This window comes from Bradyrhizobium sp. 172, assembly GCF_023101065.1.
GTDB classification, from domain to species: Bacteria; Pseudomonadota; Alphaproteobacteria; order Rhizobiales; family Xanthobacteraceae; genus Bradyrhizobium; species Bradyrhizobium canariense_D.
Window position 1 is genome coordinate 6,031,300 of sequence record NZ_CP064701.1, and the last position, 23,350, is coordinate 6,054,649.

Consider the following 23,350-nt stretch of genomic DNA (forward strand, 5'->3'; position numbering starts at 1 on the left):
ATATGAATTACGGCATCGCATTCACGCCGCTTGTTCCCACGATCGTCCTGTGGCTCGCGCTGGCCGCGATCGCCGTCATCGCGCTCGTGCTGCTGCTGGCGCGGGCGCGCGGCGCTGCCGTGCGCGTGGCCGCGCTGGCGCTGTTCCTGCTGGCGCTCGCCAATCCCTCCTTTACCCGCGAGGACCGCGATCCCCTCACCTCGGTCGCCGCAATCGTCGTCGACAAGAGCCCGAGCCAGAATTTCGGCAATCGCAATCGCGAGGCCGCAACGGCGCAGGAAGCGCTGGTCGACAGCCTGAAGAAGATCAAGGGGCTCGAGGTCCGCGTCGTCGATGCCGGACAGGCTGACGGCGAGACCGACGGCACCAAGCTGTTCGGGGCGCTGGCCTCGGCCTTGTCGGACGTGCCGGTCGACCGCGTCGCCGGTGCGTTCCTGATCACCGACGGCCGCGTCCACGACATTCCGGCCAACGCCGCCGGGCTCGGCTTCCAGGCGCCGGTGCATGCGCTGATCACGGGGCAGAAGGACGAGCGCGACCGCCGTATTGCGGTCATCGCCGCGCCGCGCTTCGGTATCGTCGGGCAGCCCCAGACCATCACCTACCGCCTCGACGACCAGGGCGTCAGCGGCGAGCGCGCCAAGGTTACGGTCCGCAGAGACGGCGAGGTCATCAACGAGCGCACGCTTTCGAGCGGCCAGAGCGCAAGCGTCGACGTCGACATCAAGCATTCCGGGCCGAACATCGTCGAGATCGAGGCCTCGCCGCTCGAGCGGGAATTGACGCCGGTGAACAACCGCGCCGTCGTCGCCATCGACGGTGTGCGCGACAAGCTGCGCGTGCTGCTGGTCTCGGGCGAGCCGCATTCCGGCGAGCGCACCTGGCGCAATCTGCTCAAATCCGATGCCAGCGTCGATCTCGTCCACTTCACCATTCTACGGCCGCCGGAGAAGCAGGACGGTACGCCGATCAACGAATTGTCGCTGATCGCGTTTCCGACCCGGGAGCTGTTCCAGCAGAAGATCAACGAATTCCAGCTGATCATCTTCGACCGCTATGCCCGCCAGGGCGTGCTGCCGATCGCTTATTTCGACAACATCGCACGCTACGTGCGTTCCGGCGGCGCGGTGCTGGTCTCGGCCGGCCCCGACTACGCCTCCAACACCAGCATCTGGCGCACGCCGCTGGATTCGGTGCTGCCCGCCGAACCGGTCGGGGTGACGGAAAAGCCGTTCTACGCGCATCTGTCCGACGTCGGCAAACGCCATCCCGTCACGCGTGGCCTCGAGGGCTCCGCCTCCGAGCCGCCGCGCTGGAGCAGGTTCTTCCGCACCGTCGATACCCGCAATGCGGTCAACCCGCCCGTCATGACGGGCGTCGACGGCAAGCCGCTGCTGTTCCTGTCGCGTTTCGGCGAGGGCCGCGTCGCGCTGCTGCTCTCCGACCACATCTGGCTGTGGGCGCGCGGCTATGAAGGCGGCGGTCCGCATCTCGACCTGTTGCGGCGGATGTCGCACTGGCTGATGAAGCAGCCTGATCTGGACGAGGAAGCGTTGCGCCTGCAGGTGCAGGGCAAGAATCTCGTGGTGGTGCGCCAGACCATGGCGGACAGCGTCCAGCCGGTGAGTGTGACCTCGCCGTCGGGCGTGTCGCGCGACCTGACGCTTGCAGCCGGAGATCCCGGCGAATGGCGCGCCAGCCTGCCGGCGAGCGAGCTCGGGCTGTGGCAGGCCACCGACGGCACGCTGAAGGCGCTGATCAATGTCGGCCCGACCAATCCGAAGGAGTTTTCGGAAGTCACCTCCACCACCGAAACGTTGAAGCCGCTGACCCAGGCGACCGGCGGTGACGCCGTGCGCGTGGTCGACGGCGCCAGCGTCGAGCTGCCGCGCATTCTGCCGGTCCGCTCGGCGAGCGTCTTCCATGGCGACGGCTGGATGGGCGTGCGGATGCGCGACGCCAGCGTGGTGAAGGGCGTCGGCGTGCTGCCGATCTTCGCCGGCCTGATCGGGCTGTTGCTGCTGCTCGGCGCGTTTGCTGCGACGTGGATGCGCGAGGGGCGCTAGGCGGCTTACGCGCGTCCCTTCGCTTCCCGTTAGTCGGATAAATCCCATCGTCACTTCTTCGCCGGAAGCTCCATAACGCCTTCGACCCCGAACTCGGTCGCATGTAGCACGTTGTGAAATCTGGAGGCGGTTCTTCCTCGACCCTGGGCAGGCGTGTCCCTGTCCAGGCATCGCCCGCAGCGGACAAGAGCAGTTCTGAACGCAGCCCTTCGCAGCACTTAAACAGTGCGAGCGTTCGATGAGAAGCGGAGTTACTCGACCATGACAGACCCACTTCACCAGCGCACGTTCAGCTCGCCTCGTCAGACAACGCGCTATATCGAGTGCGGGCCGGTCGACAGACCGTTGATGATTTTCGTCCATGGCTGGCCGAGCATCAGTTTGATGTGGCGCGCGCAGATGGAAGCGTTTGCCGCCGACGGTTGGCACTGCGTCGCTCCCGATCTGCGCGGCTACGGCGGCTCTTCCACGCCTGCAGCCAACGACGCCTATACCATCGAGGAAATCGTGACGGACATGGCCGAACTCCATGATCACCTGGGCGGCAAGCCTGCGATCTGGGTTGGCCACGACTGGGGCTGTGTTGTGGTCGGTGAGTTGGTCGCGCATCAGCCAAAGCGCAGCCGCGGAGTCGTGCTGACCTCGCTGGCATATCAACCCGACGGGCACGCCCTGCGCACAGTCGTCCCGCTGGTCGACCGGACGATTTATCCGGTCGACCAATATCCGGATGGCCAATGGGATTACTACCGTTACTACAACACGCACTTCGAGGCGGCAGTCGCCGACCTCGATGCAGACTTGGCAGCATCGCTGGCGTCGATCTTTCGGCCAGGCGACCCCGCCGGCATCGGCAAGGTTTCGCCGAATGCGATGGTCACGCGCAATGGAGGGCGCTTTGGCGCCGCGCACCGCGCTCCGCCGACTGAGCCCGATTCGGCTCTCTGGCCGCCGGCGGACTTCGACGTGCTGGTGCAGACGTTCAAGGCTCATGGCTTCCGCCCATCCTGCGCGTGGTACATGAACGACGACGCCAACATCGCCTATGCGCGCAAGGCACTCAATGGCGGCCGCCTGTCGCAGCCGGTGCTGTTCGTTAACGGCGACTTTGATCAGATCTGCAGCATCACCGGAAATCGCCAAGGTGACCCGATGCGCGCCACCTGCCCGGACCTGACCGTAACGAGCATGCCCGCAGGGCATTGGCTGCCGCTGGAGCGCAAGGCAGAACACATCGAGGCCATCCGCACCTGGCTCCGGAGCAAAAAGCTCTGATGCCACCTGCTCGCGCTGACACTGAGTCCAATCGCCGTCCGCGTAAGCCGTTTGACAGGTCCTCAGCCTAGGCTTTCAGTTGCCTGCACGACACGGCAAGGAGCCGGCCCGCTCGGGTCGGCTCGACAGCGGTTGACATCCGCTGACGGATTGCGCGATGTTACATTATAACATCGCGGGATCAGGGGATGATACCTCGCGATGTGGGGTGGCGTTTCCAGATGAAGTGGTTCCGGTCGAATATCAGGCACGGCGCCCGGCTCGCGATCTTCGCGATGCTGGTGCAGTTCGCGCTGACGTTCGGCCACAGCCATTGGTTCGCCCAGGCGGCTCCCCTCGCCCAGTCCTCGCTGCAGCAGACCGACGGCGCCCAAGCTCCCGCTTCGATCGACCGTTCCGCGGTCGAGAGGCAATCGCCATTGGCTCCCGACAGGGAGCAACCGGGCGAGGACAATTGCGCGATCTGCGCATTGGTCGCGATGGCGGGCACCGTCTTGTTCGCGGCGCCGCCTGTGTTGCTGCTGCCGCAGGCGATCGACCTGCTCTACCGCACCACCGACGCCGAATTCGTCCACCTGAAATCGGCCGGTACGGCATTCCAGCCCCGCGCCCCTCCCGCGTCCTGACTTCCACAACGCTTGATCACGCCCGGGCTCGCCGCTTTCAGGCGCATTCCCGGGAGCAGCTGAAGTCGAATTCCGTCGCGCAGCGACGGCAGGCCGCCTCCGATCAGCAGACGAACATGCGGACGGCGCCTGACTGGAATCAGGACCATGTCATTCAAATTGCGGCGCGCGCAGCGCCTTGGCGGAGCAAGCCTGCTCCTGCTCGGCGCCGCCACCTCGGCGCTGGCCGAGGATAAGTCATCGACCGAGATCCCCGCCGTCACCGTGACGGCTCCGAGCCCCATCGTGCGCAGGGCGGTGGTGCCGACCCGCAACCCCGGTCGTCCCACCCGAACCGCGCGGGCACGCAGCCACCAACGCGCTGCGGACGCCACGCCGGCAACCTCCACGCCGGCCGCACCTCAGCAGGGCGTGCTGCCCATCGTGACCAACCAGTTCGCGACGGTCACGGTGGTGCCGAACGAAGAGATCCGCCGCGAGGGCGGCGGCCAGCTCGGCGACCTCCTGTTCTCGAAACCCGGCATCACCGGATCGAGCTTCGCGCCCGGCGCCTCCAGCCGGCCGATCATCCGGGGACTTGACGTCAACCGCGTCGGCATCGTCGAGAACGGCACCAATGCCGGCGGCGCCTCCGATCTCGGCGAGGATCACTTCGTTCCAATCGATCCGCTCGCGACCAACCAGGTCGAGGTGGTACGCGGGCCGGCTGCGCTGCGCTATGGCTCGACCTCGATCGGCGGCGTCGTCAGCGCCACCAACAACCGGATTCCGGATGCGCTGCCGAACTGCGGTGCCCAGCCGTTCCAGAGCTTCGGCCTGCCGGTCAAGGCGCCGCTCGCAGCGGCCGCGACTTCGCCTTGCGTCAGCGCCGAGACGCGCAGCGCGTTCAGTTCGGTCGACCGCGGCGTCGAAAGCGGCGTGCTGCTCGACACCGGCGGCGGCAATTTTGCCTTCCATGCCGACGTCTACGGCCGCAACACCACCGACTATAGCATCCCGAGCTACCCGTACCTGAATGACCAGACCCGGTCCGTCGCCAACGGACGCCAGCCCAACTCGGCGACGCGCTCGGACGGCGCCTCGATCGGCGGCTCCTACTTCTTCCAGGGCGGCTATATCGGTGCGGCGATCACGCAGAACGACGCGCTCTACCACATCCCCGGCGTCGACGGCGCCGACCACAACACGCGCATCGACGGCCATCAGACCAAGATCAACGTCAAGGGCGAGTACCATCCCGACGCTACGGCCATCGATGTCGTTCGCTTCTGGGCCGGCGCGACCGACTACCGACACAACGAGATCGGGCTTGCCGATCCCGCCGATCCCAACACCGACGGCGTGCGGCAAACCTTCACCAACAAGGAGCAGGAGATCCGCACCGAGGTGCAGCTGATGCCGTTCAACGCGCGCTTCGCCGAGGTAACGACGGCGCTGGGCTTCCAGGTCGGCCATCAGGAATTGAGCGCGCCGAGCCCGGACAATCCGGGCACGCTGTTTAATGGCCTGTGGGACCCGAACAACAGCACGCGCGTTGCGGGCTATGCTTTCAACGAGTTCAAGTTCACGGAAGCGACGCGGGCGCAGATCGCCGGCCGCATCGAGCATGTCGAGCTGCACGGCACGACGCCGGATTTTCCCGCGGACTTCCTGCCCGACGGCACGCCGCAGGCGGGTATCGGTCGCAATCCGTCCTTCACGCCGAAGAGCGGCAGCATCGGCCTGTTGCAGGACCTGCCGGGCGGCCTGGTCGGCAGCATCACCGCGCAATACGTCGAGCGCGCGCCGAAGGCGGCGGAGCTGTTCTCGCGCGGCGCACATGATGCGACCGCGACCTTCGACATCGGCAACCCCAACCTCACCATCGAGACCGCGAAATCCGTGGAGGTCGGCCTGCGCAAGGCAACGGGGCCGTTCCGCTTCGAGGCGACGGTCTACTACACGCATTTCAACAACTTCATCTATCGCCGTCTCACCGGCGTGATGTGCGACGACGACTTTGCCTCGTGCGGCACGCCCGGCGCCGAGGTGAACCAGGCGGTCTATTCGCAGCGGGACGCGAACTTCCGCGGCGGCGAATTCCAGTCGCAGCTCGACGTCGGTGCATTCCAGGGCGGCATCTGGGGCATCGAGAACCAGTTCGACGTGGTCCGGGCCACCTTCACCGACGGCACCAATGTGCCGCGCATTCCGCCGGTGAGACTGGGCGGCGGCGTGTTCTGGCGCGACGACAACTGGCTGATGCGCGTTAATCTGTTGCACGCCTTCGCTCAGAACAACGTCGCGGTGATCGCGGAGACGCCGACGCCGGGCTACAATCTCTTGAAGGCCGAGGTGAGCTACAAGACCAAGCTCAACCCGAATGCATTCGGCGCGCGCGAGATGCTGCTCGGCCTCGTCGGCAACAATCTGTTGAACGAAAACATCCGCAACTCGGTGTCCTACACCAAGGACGAGGTGTTGATGCCCGGCATCGGGGTACGGGCGTTCGCGAACTTCAAGTTCTGAAAGCGCGATTGCTAGCCGGACTTCATCGTGCTGTGGCTGAGGCGGCCGCTTCGGGGGCCCCCTCTGATGCCTCCTGAAACAGCACGGCAAACAGCAGGGTCCACAATGTCAGGAGAGAAATAGGGATCGTGTAGTACGGCGTCGCGATCGGATAGGTGAAGAAGAAGGCGAGGTTGAGCGCCAGATTGGCGATCGTGAGCAGCGCGACGCGGCGAATGCCGTTCGCCTGCCGCAACAGCCAGATCGAGCCTGCGATTCCGATGACGATCAGCAAGGTCTGGAGCGGATCGGCCAGATAGTCCCGGACCACCGCGAACGAAAAATCCAGTGGCCTGACATCGGGATTGTTGCCGTAGGTCGATGCGAACGGACTGCCGGCGTTGACGGCGTAAGAGACGATGGTCGGGATCACGCCGGCCAGCAACGCGACGCCGAACACAAGCCCCTGCAAGAACCGGGACATCGTCCGCTTCGCAAGAAACGCGACGAGGAGAAAGAGACCATAGCCCGACGCCAGGAAAAGGTTGGCCAATCGAAAGTCGACGGTCAATCCGAGCAGGAAACCGATTGGCGCCAGCAGCCAGATATTCGGTTGAGATCGCGGGCCCGCCAGCCATCGCGCCGTGAGACATCCTACGAGCGCGCACACGACGACCGTCGGGGCCATCGAATAGCTCGCCTTGACCGGATTGACCATCAGGTAGATCGCAAGACAGCCGAACGTCCCGGCCATCAGGACCAACCTCATGCTGCGCGCGAGAGAAAGCGCAAACAGCGCAAAGCCCAGGACGACAATGGTCGCCAGCATGTACATGGGCGCGACCTGGTGCCCTGGCGGAAACAACGCCAACACGAGGCCGACGCCCGGCGGGTATTGAATGACGACCTTCCCCGTGGCCGGCATCAGATTGTGACATGGCGCCGCGGTCGTATCGTTCCAGTCGGGGTAGCCGATCTCCTTCAGCTTTGCTTTCTGATAGCCATCGTCGTCGCGGGTGAGGCTGGTGTCGAATCCCTCCACCAGCCCGAATCTCTGGAACAGATGCGCCTGCCGCAGGTAGCAGATGTCGTCATAGACGCCGCGCGCCTCGTTCCATCGCATCATGGTCCAGAAATGGCCGACCAGCACCGCGAGAAACAACACGACGAAGAAGGCTTTGCTGGTGTGGATCTTCTTCATCGGGATCATGCTGGGGCGGGAGGCGCTGCTTCAGCGGAATGCAAGATAGAGATTGGACGATAGCGGGCCGAGCGACAAACCGGTGTAGCCCACAGCCGCGGACATGGGGTTGGACGACTTGGCACTCGCAGACTCGGCAACCAGCGCGGCGAGCCCCAGCAGCCGTTTTCGCGTCATCAGGATCAGGTTCTGCTCGTCGGTCCATTCCGACTTGCCGGCGATCATGCAGGCGATCCTGAAGGTGCCGTCCAGATAGTGCGCCAGCGGGATGGCCGTGTGGTGCTCAACCGGAAAGAACCTGTTGGGCACCGTGATGAAGACCCGCCGCGCGACGCGGCCAAGCTCCTCGACCAGGAGCACCTGGTTTTCATGGCTGCCGGCATGCTCGAGCACGGCATTGGACGTCGCGACGTCGAACGCATTGTCGTCAAACGGCAGCCGTGTATTCGGTTCGATCTGCACGTAACGGCAAAGCGGAAAAGCCGCCTTGAACCCGATACCTTCGCCGAGCCCGCAAGCCGTGATCTTGTGCTGATGCGGGTAGCTTCGCTCCAGCACGTTGGCGCCGTCGTTGATCACGTCGGACACGCCGACATCCAGGATCTCGTCCGCCGAGGACGGCTGCATCTGGGCGATGAAATCCTGGTAGATGCGGTCGCGCGCCGCGATCAGCAGCTTTTCCGCCGTGCTCCCGGACGCCACTTCCCGGTAATATTGCTGATCGACCGGCACTGCCCTACCTTCATGTGAGCTTCGAAGCGAGGGCGCGTCAGGTTCGCGTCTTGCTCCAGTCGGGACCGACCGGCCCCGATACGCCTTCGAACGCGCCCTCGACCAACTCGATGACGAGGAGCCGGCTGTAATCGACCGGGCCCGGCATGGTGACGCGTCCCTTGGGGACTTGCTTGAAGCCGACGCGGCTGTAATAGGGTTCGTCGCCGACCAGCAGCACCAGGCGATGGCCCTGCGCCTTGGCATCCTTCAGCGCGCGCTCGAGCAGCAGCCGGCCGACGCCGCGGCTGCGGAACGGAGGCTCGACCGTCAGGGGCCCGAGCAGCAACGCCGGCGTGTCGCCGACGCAAATCGGCAATTGCCGGACGGATCCGACCAGCAACGTACCGACGCGGGCGGTGAAGGATAGATCGAGCACATGGTCCACGTGCTCGCGGATGCGGTACGCGCTGAGCACGAAGCGGCCCGGTCCGAAGGTGCGTTCGTGCAGCCGCTCGATCGCCTGAGCATCGCCGACGGCTTCCGACCGGATGGTGAGGGAAAGATCGTTCATCGCGTCGGCGGGATATCACCTTGGAGGGCAGCGGTCCATACGATTGCGCCCGGCCCCCGGGGCAATTTCAGCTCCGCCCGAGCGGTGGTTGGGACAGGTAGGCGAGCATCTTCATTTCCCGCCGCCCGCGCGTCACGGTGTCGAGCACGAGCCCCGACGAAGCCGAAAGCAGCGCCATGATCATCAGACCCATGGAAAGCACGGCGGTCGGCAGGCGCGGTACCAGGCCGGTTTCGAGGAAGGTGATCACCACGGGCAATCCGAAAGCGATCGACAGCAGCGCGAAGACGATGCCGATCGCCGAAAAGAAGCGCAGCGGCCGCTCCAACCGGTTGAGCTTCAGCATCGTGTTGAAGATGCGCAACCCATCCTGCCAAGTATTGAGCTTGGAGAAGGAGCCTTCCGGGCGCGCATAATAGGGCGTCCCGACCTCGGCGACCGGCAGCGACAATTCCAGCGCATAGACCGCGAACTCGGTCTCGATCTCGAAACCGCCGGACAGGACGGGAAAGGATTTGACGAAGCGGCGGGAGAACACGCGGTAACCGGACAAGATGTCCTTGAAGGTGTGGCCGAAAGTCGATGCCAGGAAACCGGTGAACAGCCGATTGCCGATGCGATGACCGCGCCGGTAGGCCGCTTGCGATTGATCGACACGCAGGCCGACAACCATATCCAGATGCTCGTCGAGGAGCTGGTCGATCATGCGCGACGCGCTCGGCGCGTCGTAGGTCGCATCGCCATCGACGAGCACGTAGATGTCGGCTTCGATGTCTGCGAACATGCGGCGAACGACGTGGCCTTTGCCCTGGCGCCGTTCGCTGCGCACGATCGCTCCCGCCTCGCGCGCGACCGCCGCGGTACGGTCGGTCGAATTGTTGTCGTACACGTAGACCTCGGCCGCAGGCAGGGCCTTGCGGAAATCGGCGACGACCGTCGCGACGGCGGCTTCCTCATTGTAGCAGGGCACCAGCACGGCGACCCGAAATGGCCATGACGTCGTCGATTCAGACAATCTTCATCCCTCGTCCATGCGCCGACACCGCAGGCGCGGCGATCTACTAGCACGGGCAGCCATCATCGCCACGTCGCAATCCGCGGCCTGCCGTCCAGCACTTCGGCGATCCGCAGCCGCGTGCCCGGCGTGGTCCCTTCGGGCAGCGCAGTGACCGCGAAGAATCCGCACTCCGCGATCTCGCGGTTGGGCGCGGGCAGGCGATCCTGCTTGAACTGCCTGACGACGTAGACCGCGACATGGTCGCGGCGGGAGACGTGGCTGTTGAGGAAGATGCCGTGCAGCACGGCGTCGCCGGTGAGATCGATATCCCCCTCCTCCTTGAGCTCGCGGCGCATCGCGTGCTCCATGGTCTCGCCGAGATCGACGCCGCCGCCGGGCAGATACCAGCCCGTGACGTAGCTGTGCCTGACCAGGAACACCCTGGTGTCGGCATCCACCACCACGGCGCGGACGCCGAGCGTCATCCCGCGGACCAGCAGGAAATAGGCGTGGAAGATTCGCCGCAGCAGCGGCTCGAATTTCCGTCGGACGCTGTTCAGACGTTCCCCCATCGGGCTCCCTTGATGCCCCGCTTGCACCTAGCCTGCGACCTTGCCATTACAGCGGACGAATAGCGAGGCAATCGCCCCCCATGGCTCCCTTCACGCTCGCCCATCTGTCCGACCCGCATCTGCCGCCGCTGCCGAAGCCGCGGCTGATCGAGCTCGCCGGCAAGCGCGCGTTCGGCTATGTCAACTGGACGCGCAACCGTCACAAATACCAGCGCCGCGAGGTGCTCGACGCCCTTGTCGCCGACGTGAAGGCGCAAGGTCCCGACCACATCGCGGTCACAGGCGATCTCGTCAATCTGGCGCTGGAGGCGGAGTTCGCGCCGGCGCGCGCCTGGCTCGACGGCGTCGGTCCGCCCGACCGCGTCACCACGATTCCCGGCAATCACGACGCTTATGTCCGCGCTACCTTTCATCGCTTCGGCGAAACCTTCGCGCCCTATCTTGCGGGCGACGATGGCCGTATCGGCTTTCCGAGCCTGCGCCGGCGCGGGCCGCTCGCACTGATCAGCCTGTCCACGGCGGTGCCCACCTTGCCGTTGATGGCGACAGGCGCGCTCGGACGCGAACAGCTCGCGGCGCTCGAAGAGGTGCTCGAGCGGCTCGCAACCGAGGACGTCTTTCGCGTGCTGCTGGTGCATCATCCCCTGAAGTCCGGCGCGCGCCACAAGCGCATGACTGACTCCGCCGGGCTGCTGACGCTTTTGAAACGCCACGGCGTCGAGTTGATCCTGCATGGACACGACCACATTCATTCGACGATGTGGTTCGAGGGACCCAACGGCAATATTCCGGCCCTCGGCGTGCCGTCGGCCTCCGCGCTCGCGCACGGCCGCACCCCGGCTGCGGCCTACAATCTGTTCACGATCGAGAAGGACAACGCCGGCTGGCGTTGCGAGCAGACGGTGCGGAGCCTGGGGGTTGGACTTCAGATCGGACAGATCAAGCATGTGAGATTGATTTGAGGCCGCCCGTCATTGCTCGCAATGACGACGGCGAACGTCTCACCAGCTCCGCAGCGCCGCGAGCACGGCAACACCGAACAGCGCGGCGGCGCCGAGCACAAATCCGAACACGAACGGCCACACGCGCGAGCGGCGCCGCGGCGGCGCTAGCTCGGGCTTCGGCTCGGGCGGGACCACCATCGCATGCTCGCGTTCGATCATGCGGCGGGCGACATAATCAGTCACGGCCTCGACGATGACAGCGGTGTCGTGCGATTCGGCGAGCACGATGCGGCCGAAGCGGGTGTCCTGCACGAAGCGGTACATTCGCTTGTCACGCCCCATCAAGATATGCGCGACGACGTCGATCCAGAGCCTGGGCGTGTCGCCCTGGCTGATGCCACGGTCGAACAGGTCGATCTGATCGGGCACCTGCGCGAACAGGGGATCGAGCGAATCGTTGAGGATCTCGAGCCGCGCCACCTCGGCATCGCGCAAATCGACGACGACGCCGGTCCGGTCGGCGGCCTCGATCCGCGCGCGCAACAGCGCATCGCGCAGCCGCACCGGGCGCGGCTGGCTGGGATGGATCCCGCTGCTCTCGGGCTCTGACATTGGCGGCCTCGTCCTCACTTGGCGGGATTAACCTATCAGCAACCAAAGTGTCCGCAAAGGGCCTACAATTCCAGTGACTTACGACGCCCACAAATCTTTCACCTGTGCCAAAAACAGACGGTCCCACCCGGCTTGCGCCGGATGGGACCCTCCGTCCTTGGACGTCTTCTTATTCAGATTGGCATGCAAGTTCAGATTGTCACGCCGAGACCCGCGACGGCTCTTCCACGATCGAGAAGCGGACGCCCGCCTTGTGGCGGTTCTCTTCCGAGACCGAGCGCCAGGCGTCCTCGGCCTCCTTGCGGGTCTTGAACGGACCCTGCACCTGGGCCGAACCTTCCACGAGCTTGTGGAAGTTCATCGAACCGAACTCGCCGCCGATCACCCAGAAATTGCTGTTGGTCATTGTCGTCTCCTGTCGATTAGCGTGATGCGTTAGCCGAACTGGTTCATCGTGTTGTGGGCACCGCCCGCCTTCAGGGCAGCCTCGCCGGCGAAGTATTCCTTGTGGTCGTCGCCGATGTCGGAGCCGGCCATGTTCTGATGCTTGGCGCAGGCGATACCCTGACGGATCTCGGCGCGCTGGACGTTCTTGACATAGCCGAGCATTCCCTGGTCGCCGAAATATTCCTTCGCCAGATTGTCCGTCGATAGCGCCGCCGTGTGATAGGTCGGCAACGTGATCAGGTGGTGGAAGATGCCGGCACGCTTGGCCGAATCCGCCTGGAAGGTACGGATGCGCTCGTCGGCTTCCTTCCCCAGCGGCGTATCGTCGTATTCCGGCTTCATCAGCTCGGCACGATTGTACTTGCTGACGTCCTTCCCGGCTTCCTTCATGGCGTCGTAGACCTGCCAACGGAAGTTGAGGGTCCAGTTGAACGAGGGCGAGTTGTTGTAGGCCAGCTTCGCGTTCGGAACCACCTTGCGGATCCGGTCGACCATCTTGGCGATCTGCTCGATATGCGGCTTCTCGGTTTCGATCCAGAGCAGGTCGGCGCCGTTCTGCAGCGAGGTGATGCAATCCAGCACGCAGCGGTCTTCGCCGGTGCCCGGGCGGAACTGATAGAGATTGGAGGGCAGGCGCTTCGGACGCATCATCTTGCCGTTACGGTTGATGATGACGTCGCCGTTGCGGGCGTTCTCCGCGGTCACTTCCTCGCAATCCAGGAAGCTGTTGTACTGGTCGCCGAGGTCGCCGGGCTTGTGGCTGACCGCGATCTGCTGGGTCAGGCCGGCACCGAGCGAGTCGGTGCGGGTCACGACGATGCCGTCTTCAACGCCGAGTTCGAGGAAGGCGTGACGGCAGGCCCGGATCTTGGCCAGGAACACCTCGTGCGGCACGGTGACCTTGCCGTCCTGGTGGCCGCACTGCTTTTCGTCCGAGACCTGGTTCTCGATCTGGAGCGCGCAGGCACCCGCCTCGATCATCTTCTTGGCGAGCAGATAGGTGGCCTCCGCATTGCCGAAGCCGGCGTCGATGTCGGCGATGACGGGCACGACATGGGTCTGGAAGTTATCGATCTTCTCGATCAGCTCCTTCTCTCTGGTCTTGTCGCCTTCCTTGCGGGCCTTATCGAGGTTGCGGAAGATATCGTTCAGCTCGCGCGAATCGGCCTGACGCAGGAAGGTGTAGAGCTCTTCGATCAGCGCCGGCACCGAGGTCTTCTCGTGCATCGACTGGTCCGGCAGCGGGCCGAACTCGGAGCGCAGCGCCGCGATCATCCAGCCGGACAGGTACAGATAGGTGCGATCGGTCTTGCCAAAGTGCTTCTTGACCGAGATCAGCTTCTGCTGGGCGATGAAGCCGTGCCAGCAGCCCAACGACTGCGTGTACTTGGTGGGGTCGCCGTCGTAGGCGGCCATGTCGGCCCGCATCAGCGCCGCGGTGTAGCGAGCGACGTCGAGGCCGGTCTTGAAGCGATTCTGCAGGCGCATGCGGGCGACGGCCTCGGCCGACACCCCGTTCCAGGTCGGCTGGGTCTCAAGGAGCGACCGGGCCGCCTCGACCTCACTCTGATACGAGGCAGGGGCCTGGAAGGTGCTGATGCCGCGGGGCTGGTAATTCATGTGCCTGATCCTTTCACGACGATGGCACCGCCATCGACATTCTTGACAATGCATTGCGAGATGCGTGTCAGAAGCTAAACGCGAGAAAGCCTAGCTCGTATAGTAGTCTTGTATTTGAATGGTGATGTCATGTAACATAGGTGATTGTAATAAATGTCACTTTGTAAAACTTGTAAAGAATATAGGTCAGTAAGACTGCCTTACGACTTTGGAGACCTGAGAATGCCCGCCGGATCCGGTAAGAAGCTCTTCGTCGGCCCGCGCTTCCGGCGGATCCGGCAGCAATTGGGGCTGTCGCAGACTCAGATCGCCGAGGGGCTCGGGATCTCGCCGAGCTATGTCAACTTGATCGAGCGCAACCAGCGTCCGGTGACTGCGCAGATCCTGCTACGGCTGGCCGAAACCTACGACCTCGACCTGCGCGACCTCGCGACCGCCGACGAGGACCGCTTCTTCGCCGAACTCAACGAGATCTTCTCCGACCCGCTGTTCCGCCAGATCGACGTTCCCAAGCAGGAACTGCGCGATCTGGCCGAGCTTTGCCCCGGCGTCACCCATGCGCTGCAACGGCTCTATGCCGCCTATACCGAGGCCCGCCAGGGCGAGACGCTGGCCGCGGCGCAAATGGCCGACCGCGACGTCGGCACCCGCTATGAGGCCAATCCGGTCGAGCGCGTCCGCGAGCTGATCGAGGCCAACCGCAACTACTTTCCGGAACTCGAGCAGGCCGCGGAGACTCTGCGCGACGGACTGAACGTGCCGGCCGAAGAGCTTTATGCGGCACTGGCGGCACGGCTGCGCGAAAAGCATTCGATCCAGACCCGCATCATGCCGGTGGACGTGATGCGCGAGACGCTGAGGCGCTTCGACCGCCATCGGCGCCAGCTCCTGATCTCCGAACTGGTCGACCCGCCCGGCCGCGCGTTCCAGCTCGCCTTTCAGCTCGGCCTCGTTGAATGCGCGCAGCATCTGGAGACCATCATCGGCCGCGCCGGCGCGCTCGACGACACACCGCGCCGCCTATTCCGGATCACGCTCGGCAACTACTTTGCGGCCGCGGTGATGATGCCCTACCCGGCCTTCCTGGCCGCGGCAGAAGCGTTGAACTACGACATCCATCTGCTGGCGCAGCGCTTCAATTCCGGCTTCGAGCAGGTCTGCCATCGGCTCACCACCCTGCAGCGGCCGAACGCGCGCGGCATCCCGTTCTTTCTCTTGCGCGTCGACAATGCAGGCAATGTCTCGAAGCGATTTTCGTCGGGCACGTTCCCGTTCTCGAAATTCGGCGGCACGTGTCCGTTGTGGAACGTGCACTCGACCTTCGACACGCCTGACCGCCTGCTGAAGCAGGTGATCGAGCTGCCGGACGGCACGCGCTATTTCTCGATCGCGCAGATGGTGCGCCGCCCCGTCGCGCCGCACCCGCTGCCACAGCCGCGCTTCGCCATTGGCCTCGGCTGCGAGATCCGTCACGCCGCGCGCCTCGTCTACGCTGCCGGCATCGATCTGGAGAAAACGGAGGGCACGCCGATCGGCGTCAACTGCCGTCTCTGCGAGCGCGAAAACTGCGCCCAGCGCGCCGAGCCGCCGATCACGCGCACCCTGATCCTGGACGAGACGACGCGGCGGGTGTCGAGCTTTGCATTCTCGAATGCGAGGGAGCTGTAAAGCACACCGCTGTCATGCCCCGCGAAGGCGGGGCATCCAGTACGCCGCGGCCTATCGGTTCAATCCCTGCCGTCTCGGAGTACTGGACGCCCGGTCAAGCCGGGCGATGACAGTTGAATGTGCGGCTGCACCCAATCCCTACGCCAGCGTATGCACGATCACCGGCCCGGCGGCGGCGCGGGCGTCGCCTGCAAGCAGCGCGCCCAGATCCTTCTCGATCCAGGCGATCGCACGCCTGTTCGCCTCCTCCGCCTGCTCGAATTTGTCGAAGATCGAAATCGCCGTGACCGTGTCGTCACCGGCATAGACGACGTAATAGGCGCGGAAGCCGTCGACGTCGCTGATGATCGGAACGGCGCCTTCCTTGATACGGCGCGCCAGCTCTTCGGCGCTCCCGCTTTTTGCCTTGGCCTGACGGATGGCGGCATACATGGCATCCTCGCTTCCGGCTATCTGGTTTGAGGGCTTGGTGCCCGGACCGCATGCTACGCCGAAGCGCGCGGGCAATCCACGCTTGGTTAACTCGGCGCTAATTCAGTTCCGCGATCCGCAACGATCGATTAAGCACGCCTCAACATCGCTGCCTTAGTCTCGCCCCACTCACTTTTCGCAAACAACGGCGGCTTATTCTGCCGCGTGAAGTGACATCAGGGGGTTCATCATGCGCATTGCGTTGCTGCTGACCGCGACCATTGTCGGCGCGCTCTTTGCCAATCCATCCCATGCCGGACCGCTGGATCCGTCCTCCGGCGCAGCGCAGGCGTTACCGCCGGGCTTCCAGAGCTACCGCGGCTACATGTTCGACCTGTCGGAGAATTCCGACCGCAAGGATGTCGACAAGCTCACCGACAATGTGAAGAGCCAGATCGACGTGGTCGAGGCTGCCGGCCTCTCGCCGCGCGTGCTGCGCTTCTTCCGCACCGTCCCGATCATCGCCAGCGAGCTGGCCTGCCTCGACGAAGGCGCCGCGACCGCGTGCTACGGCCGGGTCACGCCTGACATCCAGCGCACCGCTCCCCGCACGCTGACGGTCTGGGACCCCAACAAGCAGCGCTGGAGCAATCCGAACGCCGTCGACCTCGCGGTCGATTCCGGCCTCGGCGTGATCATGCTGCGGCCGGATATGATGCGTTACGAAAAGGAAGCGGTGCTGCTGCACGAGCTCCTGCACGCCTACCATGCGCGGCTGTTGCCGGACGGCTACGCCAACAAAGGCGTGATCGGCTATTACGCCTACGCCAAGTCCAAGGATCTCCTGCCCAAGGAGTCCTATGCGCTGAAGAATCACATGGAATTCTTTGCGGTGACCGCCAGCATCTTCCTGGCCGGGAAGAGCGAATTCCACGACCCGAAGTCGCGCGAGGCGCTCAAGGAGAAGTTGCCGGACTATTACAAGTATCTGGTGGGGGTGTTCGGCTTCGACCCCGATCCGGCAGCTGCGAGCGGCCCGGTCGCCTCGCTGAAGTAAGACAGACAGCGCAAAACCAAGGCAGAGAGCCGCGCGCACAGCGCGGCTTTTTTGTTTTGGTCACCGGAAGCTGCGGATGACGCGCGGCCGGGAATTGCCAAGGTGGGGCCCGATCTGCATAGTCCCGCCCGCATCGATACCGTTTTCGAAGAGGATAGAACAACATGGCGGACGCCGACCTGGATGTCGTGATCCGGCAACTGGCCAGACAGCTGCATACGGGCCTGATGACCCGCGCCAAGGAGCGCCGGGATCGATTCAACGGCCTTGCGGCCAAGGCCAAGGGCAAGGAGACCGGCGACCGCTTCAAGATGATGGCCAAGGCCACCATGGAGCAGGCCGTTGCCGCCGCCAAGCGCCTGCAGATGTCCGCCGACAACGTCGCCGACAGCTACGCGCGGTCGATGCGGATCGCCGCCAGCACACCGGTCGCGGTGAAGGTGGAGAAGAAGGCGCCCAAGGAAAAGCCGGTGAAGAAGGCGAAGAAGGCCAAAACCAAGAAGTAGGAGCGCACTTTCTTCCTTCTCCCCTTGTGGGAGAAGGTGGCGTGAAGCGCCGGACGAGGGGTGGTTTCCGCGAATTCAACTGCAGCAGACTCACGCGCGGAGAGATACCCCTCACCCGTCTCGCCGCTTCGCGGCGAGCCACCCTCTCCCACAAGGGGAGAGGGTTGCAGCGGCGCACGCAGCTCTAGATATCTCTACCGCCCTGGCGCGGCGAGCCGGGTCGGCTCGGCGCTCGCGAGTTCAGCGAGTTTTGCGCGTGCCGCGTCGCGGGTGCGGGCATCCTTGCCGGCGGGCAGCGCCAGCGCGGCTTCGAAATCGGCGCGCGCTTCATTCGCCTGGCCACGCGCCAGGAAGGCGAGGCCGCGATCGAGCCGAGGCTGCGCATCGGAGGGGTCGAGGCGGACCGCGGTGTTGTAGCTCAGGATCGCGCGATCGAGATCGCCGGCGGCCGCGAGCGCGAGACCGCGCTGGTGATAGGGCGCGGCGTGCCTGGGATCATGCGCGATCGCCTCGTCGTAATCCTCGATGGCAAGTTCGAGGTCGCCGTTCTGCCGGCGCGCCAGCGCCCGATCGCGATAGAGCGAGGCACGGTTGGGATTGAGATGGATGGCCTCGTCGAAATCCGCGATCGCCCGCCGCCAGTCGCCGTGGCGCAACGCGATCCGTCCGCGCCCCTCATAGGCGAACGCGATCAGCGAGCCGCGCAGCGGCGAGAAGCCGATCACCGCCGAACAGATGTCGGGCTCGTCCTCGTCTCCGCAATTGACGACGGTGTGCGTGGACAGGCCAATCAGCACGCCCACGACGATCAACAATGGTACTGCAGCTTTGGTCATCTTCGACGGTGGCAGGCAGAGGGCCGGCCACGCATCCCCTTTCGCAGGAACTGTCACGGCAGGGTGTTAACACCGGCCGGGACCGTCCTGTGTGCGACAGGTCACAAAGCGTGCAAATTAGAGCCGCTGCTGCGTCAGCCCCAAGGCCCGCGCGAGGAGGAGCGGCCCCACGGGCTCCGCGGCGGATAGTTCTCATTGGCGCCGACCGACGGCGACGCCTGCGCACCAAGCTCGGCTGCGAGCTGCTGAAGCGCCGCGATGCGATTTTGCGTCGAGGGATGGGTGGCAAACAGATTGTCCACGCCGTGGCCCGACAGCGGATTGATGATGAACATGTGCGCGGTGGCTGGATTTCGTTCCGCCTCGAAATTCGGGACCTGATGCGCCGCGCTTTCGATCTTCACCAGCGCCGATGCCAGCCACATCGGCTGACCGGCGATGCGTGCGCCGAGATTGTCCGCGGCGTATTCGCGGGTGCGGCTGATCGCCATCTGCACCAGCATGGCGCCGATCGGGGCGAGGATCATCATCAGGATCGAGCCGACGATGCCCGGGCCGTTGTTGTCGCGGTTGCCGCCGAAGAACATGCCGAACTGCGCCAGCATCGAGATCGCACCGGCAATGGTCGCGGTCACAGTCATCAGCAGCGTGTCGTGGTGCTTGATATGAGCGAGCTCGTGCGCGATCACGCCCGCAAGCTCCTCGCGGCTGAGCTGGTGCATCAACCCGGTGGTGACCGCAACCGCGGCATTCTCGGGATTGCGCCCGGTGGCAAACGCGTTGGGCTGCGGCTCGTCCATCAGGAACACGCGCGGCATCGGCAAGCCGGCGCGGGCCGCTAGCTCGGCCACGAGCCCGACCAGCTCCGGTGCGCTGCTGCGGTCGACCTCATGGGCGCCATACATGGACAGCACCATCCGGTCGGAGTTCCAGTAGGTGAAGAGATTGGTCGCCGCGGCAATGACGAGCGCAATCATGGCGCCGCCGGCACCGCCGATCAGATAGCCGACGCCCATGAACAGGGCGGTGAGGCCTGCGAGCAGCATTGCGGTACGAAGATAATTCATGGCCGTCTCCCGAGGCCGGCCGTAGCCGCTGGAGGCGTTGCGGGCCGGCGAGCATGAGGTAGGGATGACCCCGGCCCGCCCGCAAGGTTTCAAGGTGCGTCGCGGAGCCGCGGCACTGGTTTGAGGTCAATCGTTCCATTAAGCTTGGCCGAGAATCCAAGCGTCTCCTCCCCTTGCGGAAACCTCATGCTCCAGACCCGATTTGCGATCGCGGCCGCCGCCCTGCTCACGCTCGCCCTTCCCGCCTCTGCCCAGTTCGCGCCGCCGCCGGCAAAGCCCGCGGCTCCCAGGGCCACTGGGCCCTCGCCGCGCGCGGCGTCGTGCCATAACGGGGCGAACTTCGATCGCTTCCTGGTCGACGTGAAACAGCAGGCCGTTGCCGCCGGCGTGTCGCAGCGGACGATCGCGGCGGCCTCGCCTTACCTCGTCTACGACCAGGGCATCGTCAATCGCGACCGCGGCCAGCGCGTGTTCGGCCAGCTCTTCACCGAATTTGCCGGCCGCATGGCCGCGCCCTATCGCATGCAGAACGGCCAGCAACATATCAAGCAACATGCGGCCGCGTTCGCACGCGCGGAAAAGGAATACGGTGTGCCGCCGGCAGTGATCGCCGCGTTCTGGGGACTGGAGAGCGATTTCGGCGTCAACATGGGTAATCTGCCGACACTGAAATCGCTGGTGTCGCTGGCCTATGATTGCCGCCGCTCGGAGATGTTCGTGAACGAGACCATCGCCGCGCTGAAGATCATCGACCGGGGCGACCTGCAACCGGGCGAGATGGTCGGCTCCTGGGCCGGCGAGCTCGGTCAGACCCAGTTCCTGCCCGTGCATTACGTCAACTACGCCGTCGACTATGACGGCGACGGCCGACGCGATCTCCTCCGCAGCGAGGACGACGTGATCGGCTCGACCGCGAACTACATCGCCAACGGCTTGAAGTGGCGGCGCGGCGAGCCGTGGCTGGAGGAGATCAAGGTGCCGCAGAACCTGCCGTGGGATCAGACCGACCTCACGGTGCAGCTGCCGCGCTCAAAATGGGCGCAGCTCGGGGTTACCTATCCCGACGGCCGGCCGCTGCCGAACGACAATCTCGCGGCCTCCGTGCTGCTGCCGATGGGACGCTTCGGTCCGGCCTTCATGGCATACCCGAATTTCGCGGCCTACACCGAGTGGAATAACTCGCTGATCTATTCGACCACCGCGGGCTATCTCGCCACCCGCATCGCGGGCGCGGCTCCGATGCGAAAGCCGTCCACACCGGTCGCGCAGCTGCCATTCAACGAGCTCAAGCAATTGCAGCAGCTTCTGGTCCAGGCTGGCTTCAATGTCGGCAAGGTCGACGGCGTGCTGGGCCAGCAAAGCCGCGCCGCGGTGAAGGCGATGCAGATCAAATACGGTCTGCCGGCCGATTCCTGGCCTTCGGCCGAACTGCTCGCTCGCATGCGTGGGGGCACGGCACAGGCGCAGCCAGTGGGGACGATCCGGTAAGCACCAGGATCGCTGTCATGCCCCGCGAAAGCGGGGCATCCAGTACGCTGCGGCCTTCAATCACAGCTGCTCGGAGTACTGGATCGCCCGGTCAACCGGGCGATGACACGAGGGTATGACGCCGATAGCACCACAGCCCGCTCGGTAGAATTTTCGCACTGCACAAGCCCCTCCGGCGATTGTATTTTTCCATGACGTTCCCATGTGAGTAGCTCAGGTTTCTCCTGAGATTTCCCACTTTTGAAGCGAGCATCACATGTCCTTCCACGACGCCGTCGTTCCTGCCTATTTGCAAATGTTGAACAGCCTGATCGGCCTGCTCACGAAAGCCGAAGCGCATTGTGCGGCCAAGAAGGTCGACCCCAGCGTCCTGCTGGGCTCCCGCCTGTTTCCGGACATGCTGCCGCTCTCGAAGCAGATCCAGCTGGTCAGCGATTTCGCAGCCAAAGGTTGCGCCCGGCTGACCCATAGCGACGTGCCCTCCACACCGGACACCGAGACCAGCTTTGCGGAGTTGAAGCAGCGCCTGGCGAAGACCATCGACTACGTGAAATCGTTCAAGCCCGAGCAGTTCGAGGGCGCCGACACCAAGGACGTCACCTTCCCGGCCGGCCCCGACAAGTCCATCACCATGAAGGGCCAGCAATTCCTGAGCGCGTTCTCGCTGCCGAACTTCTATTTCCACGCCGCAACCGCCCACGGCCTTCTGCGCCACGCCGGCGTCGAGATCGGCAAGCGCGATTTCCTCGGCGCGAACTGAAAGGCGATTATTCAGACGGCCGCGGCGGGAGATCCAATCTGCTGCTGCGGCTGAAATTGCACATGCTTTATGCTGCGCGGCTCGGCTGCGCATCTCGCCTGCAGTTTCTGTATGGCTCCTCCCTTGCGCTGATTGCCGCAATGCACAAGTGTTCCGGATCTCTCACCGCCTGGAAGCATTCTCATGAGCCGTTCGACCAAATTGTTTGAGACCTACAAGCTCGGCCCGATCACGCTGGCGAACCGTTTCGTGATGGCGCCGCTGACGCGCAACCGCGCCGTTCCCGGCACCTTCGTACCGGGCGCGCTCGCCGCTGACTATTACGCCCAGCGTGCCTCGGCGGGGCTTCTGATTACCGAAGCGAGCCAGGTCTCACAGCAGGGCCAAGGCTACCAGGACACCCCCGGCATCTACTCAAAGGACCAGGTCGCCGGCTGGCGCACGGTCACCGATCAGGTGCATCAGCGCGGCGGCAAGGTCTTCATCCAGCTCTGGCATGTCGGCCGCATCTCGCATGTCGACCTTCAGGCCAATGGCGCAGCCCCGGTGGCGCCGAGCGCGATCCGCGCCAAGGGCAAGACTTTCGTCAACGGCACTTTCGCCGACGTCTCCGAGCCCCGTGCGCTCGAGCTCTCCGAAATTCCAGGCATCATCGACGATTTCAGGCGCGCCACGAAGAATGCGCTCGAATCCGGCTTCGATGGCGTCGAGATCCACGGCGCCAACGGCTATCTGCTCGAGCAATTCGCCAAGGACGGCACCAACAAGCGTACCGACGCCTATGGCGGCTCGATCGAGAACCGCGCGCGGCTGATGCTCGAGGTCTCCAGGGCCGTCGTCGCCGAGGCCGGCGCTGATCGCACCGGCATCCGCATCTCGCCGGTGACGCCGGCCAACGACATCTCGGATTCGAACCCGCAAGCCTTGTACGACCATATCGTCGACGGCCTCGCCGCGCTCAAGCTCGTCTATTTCCATGTCGTCGAAGGCGCCACCGGCGGTTCGCGCGACATCGCGCCGTTCGACTATGCGGGCCTGCGCAAGCGCTTCCCCGGCGCCTACATCGCCAACAACGGCTATGATTTCGACCTCGCTGCCAAGGTGCTCGAGGCGAACGCGGCCGATCTCATCGCCTTCGGCAAGCCGTTCATCTCCAATCCCGATCTGGTCGAGCGGCTGAAGCAGGGCGCGGCGCTGAACGACTGGGACAAGAACACGTTCTACGGCGGCGGCGCGAAGGGATACACGGACTATCCGACGCTGGCGGCTGAGCCGGCGGAATAAGGCGTCGTTGTCGCTCCATCCTCCGTCATTGCGAGGAGCGAAGCGACGAAGCAATCCAGACTACCTCCGTGGAAAGACTCTGGATTGCTTCGCTTCGCTCGCAATGACGTGTGGAAGCAAAATCCACGACAATAAAAAGAA

Annotated in this window: 22 protein-coding genes; 11 read left to right on the forward strand and 11 right to left on the reverse strand. The window is 64.5% G+C overall.

Annotated elements, in window-relative coordinates; translation table 11 throughout:
- Positions 1-2 precede the first annotated feature (2 nt).
- The 4 genes from IVB07_RS28975 to IVB07_RS28990 all read left to right on the forward strand — a co-directional run bounded on the left by IVB07_RS28975 (position 3) and on the right by IVB07_RS28990 (position 6,475).
- Positions 3-2,066: a membrane protein gene (locus IVB07_RS28975; RefSeq protein ID WP_018454957.1), complete on the forward strand. Its 2,064-nt coding sequence runs from the start codon at positions 3-5 to the stop codon at positions 2,064-2,066.
- Between the two features lie 261 nt (positions 2,067-2,327).
- A complete protein-coding gene (locus IVB07_RS28980; RefSeq protein WP_026232849.1) occupies positions 2,328-3,341 on the forward strand; it encodes an alpha/beta hydrolase in 1,014 nt (337 codons plus the stop codon).
- A 221-nt stretch (positions 3,342-3,562) separates the two neighbouring features.
- On the forward strand, positions 3,563-3,967 hold the full coding sequence (locus tag IVB07_RS28985; protein WP_018454959.1) for a DUF2946 family protein: 405 nt from the start codon (positions 3,563-3,565) through the stop codon (positions 3,965-3,967).
- 147 nt (positions 3,968-4,114) lie between these two features.
- Complete coding sequence (locus tag IVB07_RS28990; protein ID WP_018454960.1) at positions 4,115-6,475, forward strand: TonB-dependent receptor; 2,361 nt, start codon at positions 4,115-4,117, stop codon at positions 6,473-6,475.
- A gap of 22 nt (positions 6,476-6,497) precedes the next feature.
- Here the strand turns inward: IVB07_RS28990 and IVB07_RS28995 are convergent, their stop codons facing one another.
- From IVB07_RS28995 to IVB07_RS29015, 5 genes are all read right to left on the reverse strand, one after another.
- On the reverse strand, positions 6,498-7,655 hold the full coding sequence (locus tag IVB07_RS28995; protein WP_240543335.1) for a hypothetical protein: 1,158 nt from the start codon (positions 7,653-7,655) through the stop codon (positions 6,498-6,500).
- Between the two features lie 30 nt (positions 7,656-7,685).
- Positions 7,686-8,387 (reverse strand): methyltransferase domain-containing protein, encoded by a 702-nt coding sequence (locus IVB07_RS29000; RefSeq protein WP_018454962.1) that lies wholly within the window; start codon positions 8,385-8,387, stop codon positions 7,686-7,688.
- Positions 8,388-8,424: 37 nt separating this feature from the next.
- Positions 8,425-8,940, reverse strand: a complete 516-nt coding sequence (locus tag IVB07_RS29005) for an N-acetyltransferase (protein ID WP_018454963.1) — start codon at positions 8,938-8,940, stop codon at positions 8,425-8,427.
- A gap of 67 nt (positions 8,941-9,007) precedes the next feature.
- Positions 9,008-9,955 (reverse strand): glycosyltransferase family 2 protein, encoded by a 948-nt coding sequence (locus IVB07_RS29010; protein WP_026232850.1) that lies wholly within the window; start codon positions 9,953-9,955, stop codon positions 9,008-9,010.
- A gap of 62 nt (positions 9,956-10,017) precedes the next feature.
- Positions 10,018-10,509, reverse strand: a complete 492-nt coding sequence (locus tag IVB07_RS29015) for an NUDIX domain-containing protein (protein ID WP_018454965.1) — start codon at positions 10,507-10,509, stop codon at positions 10,018-10,020.
- An 80-nt stretch (positions 10,510-10,589) separates the two neighbouring features.
- Between IVB07_RS29015 and IVB07_RS29020 the strand changes: the two genes are divergently transcribed.
- The gene (locus IVB07_RS29020; RefSeq protein WP_018454966.1) at positions 10,590-11,471 is read left to right on the forward strand and encodes a metallophosphoesterase; all 882 of its coding nucleotides are present in this window, start codon (positions 10,590-10,592) and stop codon (positions 11,469-11,471) included.
- 39 nt (positions 11,472-11,510) lie between these two features.
- Here the strand turns inward: IVB07_RS29020 and IVB07_RS29025 are convergent, their stop codons facing one another.
- The 3 genes from IVB07_RS29025 to IVB07_RS29035 all read right to left on the reverse strand — a co-directional run bounded on the left by IVB07_RS29025 (position 11,511) and on the right by IVB07_RS29035 (position 14,132).
- A complete protein-coding gene (locus tag IVB07_RS29025) occupies positions 11,511-12,065 on the reverse strand; it encodes a hypothetical protein (protein ID WP_247766786.1) in 555 nt (184 codons plus the stop codon).
- A 199-nt stretch (positions 12,066-12,264) separates the two neighbouring features.
- Positions 12,265-12,471, reverse strand: a complete 207-nt coding sequence (locus tag IVB07_RS29030) for a hypothetical protein (RefSeq protein ID WP_007595122.1) — start codon at positions 12,469-12,471, stop codon at positions 12,265-12,267.
- Between the two features lie 29 nt (positions 12,472-12,500).
- Entirely contained in the window at positions 12,501-14,132 is a 1,632-nt protein-coding gene (locus IVB07_RS29035; RefSeq protein ID WP_018454968.1) for an isocitrate lyase, read from the reverse strand.
- A gap of 222 nt (positions 14,133-14,354) precedes the next feature.
- Here IVB07_RS29035 and IVB07_RS29040 point away from each other — a divergent pair, with 222 nt between their 5' ends.
- The gene (locus IVB07_RS29040) at positions 14,355-15,800 is read left to right on the forward strand and encodes a short-chain fatty acyl-CoA regulator family protein (protein WP_018454969.1); all 1,446 of its coding nucleotides are present in this window, start codon (positions 14,355-14,357) and stop codon (positions 15,798-15,800) included.
- A gap of 138 nt (positions 15,801-15,938) precedes the next feature.
- Here the strand turns inward: IVB07_RS29040 and IVB07_RS29045 are convergent, their stop codons facing one another.
- Entirely contained in the window at positions 15,939-16,232 is a 294-nt protein-coding gene (locus IVB07_RS29045; RefSeq protein ID WP_007607017.1) for an antibiotic biosynthesis monooxygenase, read from the reverse strand.
- A 229-nt stretch (positions 16,233-16,461) separates the two neighbouring features.
- Here IVB07_RS29045 and IVB07_RS29050 point away from each other — a divergent pair, with 229 nt between their 5' ends.
- Together IVB07_RS29050 and IVB07_RS29055 are read left to right on the forward strand one after the other, a co-directional pair.
- Positions 16,462-17,268: a hypothetical protein gene (locus IVB07_RS29050; protein ID WP_018454970.1), complete on the forward strand. Its 807-nt coding sequence runs from the start codon at positions 16,462-16,464 to the stop codon at positions 17,266-17,268.
- 164 nt (positions 17,269-17,432) lie between these two features.
- On the forward strand, positions 17,433-17,774 hold the full coding sequence (locus IVB07_RS29055) for a hypothetical protein (RefSeq protein ID WP_018454971.1): 342 nt from the start codon (positions 17,433-17,435) through the stop codon (positions 17,772-17,774).
- Between the two features lie 194 nt (positions 17,775-17,968).
- Here the strand turns inward: IVB07_RS29055 and IVB07_RS29060 are convergent, their stop codons facing one another.
- Together IVB07_RS29060 and htpX are read right to left on the reverse strand one after the other, a co-directional pair.
- Entirely contained in the window at positions 17,969-18,610 is a 642-nt protein-coding gene (locus IVB07_RS29060; protein WP_026232851.1) for a tetratricopeptide repeat protein, read from the reverse strand.
- Positions 18,611-18,744: 134 nt separating this feature from the next.
- Entirely contained in the window at positions 18,745-19,677 is a 933-nt protein-coding gene (gene htpX, locus IVB07_RS29065) for a zinc metalloprotease HtpX (protein ID WP_026232852.1), read from the reverse strand.
- Between the two features lie 186 nt (positions 19,678-19,863).
- Here htpX and IVB07_RS29070 point away from each other — a divergent pair, with 186 nt between their 5' ends.
- The 3 genes from IVB07_RS29070 to IVB07_RS29080 all read left to right on the forward strand — a co-directional run bounded on the left by IVB07_RS29070 (position 19,864) and on the right by IVB07_RS29080 (position 23,209).
- Positions 19,864-21,165 carry a lytic murein transglycosylase gene (locus IVB07_RS29070; protein WP_247363617.1) on the forward strand — a complete coding sequence of 434 codons (1,302 nt, stop codon included), beginning with the start codon at positions 19,864-19,866 and terminating at the stop codon, positions 21,163-21,165.
- Between the two features lie 256 nt (positions 21,166-21,421).
- On the forward strand, positions 21,422-21,925 hold the full coding sequence (locus tag IVB07_RS29075) for a DUF1993 domain-containing protein (protein ID WP_018454975.1): 504 nt from the start codon (positions 21,422-21,424) through the stop codon (positions 21,923-21,925).
- Positions 21,926-22,108: 183 nt separating this feature from the next.
- Entirely contained in the window at positions 22,109-23,209 is a 1,101-nt protein-coding gene (locus tag IVB07_RS29080) for an alkene reductase (protein WP_247766787.1), read from the forward strand.
- Positions 23,210-23,350 lie beyond the last annotated feature (141 nt).

What these genes read in the sequence shown, in the direction of transcription:
- IVB07_RS28975 (WP_018454957.1), top strand. Translation starts at nt 3, where the DNA reads ATGAATTACGGCATCGCATTCACGCCGCTTGTTCCCACGATCGTCCTG.
- IVB07_RS28980 (WP_026232849.1), top strand. Translation starts at nt 2,328, where the DNA reads ATGACAGACCCACTTCACCAGCGCACGTTCAGCTCGCCTCGTCAGACA.
- IVB07_RS28985 (WP_018454959.1), top strand. Translation starts at nt 3,563, where the DNA reads ATGAAGTGGTTCCGGTCGAATATCAGGCACGGCGCCCGGCTCGCGATC.
- IVB07_RS28990 (WP_018454960.1), top strand. Translation starts at nt 4,115, where the DNA reads ATGTCATTCAAATTGCGGCGCGCGCAGCGCCTTGGCGGAGCAAGCCTG.
- IVB07_RS28995 (WP_240543335.1), bottom strand. Translation starts at nt 7,655, where the DNA reads ATGAAGAAGATCCACACCAGCAAAGCCTTCTTCGTCGTGTTGTTTCTC.
- IVB07_RS29005 (WP_018454963.1), bottom strand. Translation starts at nt 8,940, where the DNA reads ATGAACGATCTTTCCCTCACCATCCGGTCGGAAGCCGTCGGCGATGCT.
- IVB07_RS29015 (WP_018454965.1), bottom strand. Translation starts at nt 10,509, where the DNA reads ATGGGGGAACGTCTGAACAGCGTCCGACGGAAATTCGAGCCGCTGCTG.
- IVB07_RS29020 (WP_018454966.1), top strand. Translation starts at nt 10,590, where the DNA reads ATGGCTCCCTTCACGCTCGCCCATCTGTCCGACCCGCATCTGCCGCCG.
- IVB07_RS29025 (WP_247766786.1), bottom strand. Translation starts at nt 12,065, where the DNA reads ATGTCAGAGCCCGAGAGCAGCGGGATCCATCCCAGCCAGCCGCGCCCG.
- IVB07_RS29030 (WP_007595122.1), bottom strand. Translation starts at nt 12,471, where the DNA reads ATGACCAACAGCAATTTCTGGGTGATCGGCGGCGAGTTCGGTTCGATG.
- IVB07_RS29035 (WP_018454968.1), bottom strand. Translation starts at nt 14,132, where the DNA reads ATGAATTACCAGCCCCGCGGCATCAGCACCTTCCAGGCCCCTGCCTCG.
- IVB07_RS29040 (WP_018454969.1), top strand. Translation starts at nt 14,355, where the DNA reads ATGCCCGCCGGATCCGGTAAGAAGCTCTTCGTCGGCCCGCGCTTCCGG.
- IVB07_RS29045 (WP_007607017.1), bottom strand. Translation starts at nt 16,232, where the DNA reads ATGTATGCCGCCATCCGTCAGGCCAAGGCAAAAAGCGGGAGCGCCGAA.
- IVB07_RS29050 (WP_018454970.1), top strand. Translation starts at nt 16,462, where the DNA reads ATGCGCATTGCGTTGCTGCTGACCGCGACCATTGTCGGCGCGCTCTTT.
- IVB07_RS29055 (WP_018454971.1), top strand. Translation starts at nt 17,433, where the DNA reads ATGGCGGACGCCGACCTGGATGTCGTGATCCGGCAACTGGCCAGACAG.
- IVB07_RS29060 (WP_026232851.1), bottom strand. Translation starts at nt 18,610, where the DNA reads ATGACCAAAGCTGCAGTACCATTGTTGATCGTCGTGGGCGTGCTGATT.
- htpX (WP_026232852.1), bottom strand. Translation starts at nt 19,677, where the DNA reads ATGAATTATCTTCGTACCGCAATGCTGCTCGCAGGCCTCACCGCCCTG.
- IVB07_RS29070 (WP_247363617.1), top strand. Translation starts at nt 19,864, where the DNA reads ATGCTCCAGACCCGATTTGCGATCGCGGCCGCCGCCCTGCTCACGCTC.
- IVB07_RS29075 (WP_018454975.1), top strand. Translation starts at nt 21,422, where the DNA reads ATGTCCTTCCACGACGCCGTCGTTCCTGCCTATTTGCAAATGTTGAAC.
- IVB07_RS29080 (WP_247766787.1), top strand. Translation starts at nt 22,109, where the DNA reads ATGAGCCGTTCGACCAAATTGTTTGAGACCTACAAGCTCGGCCCGATC.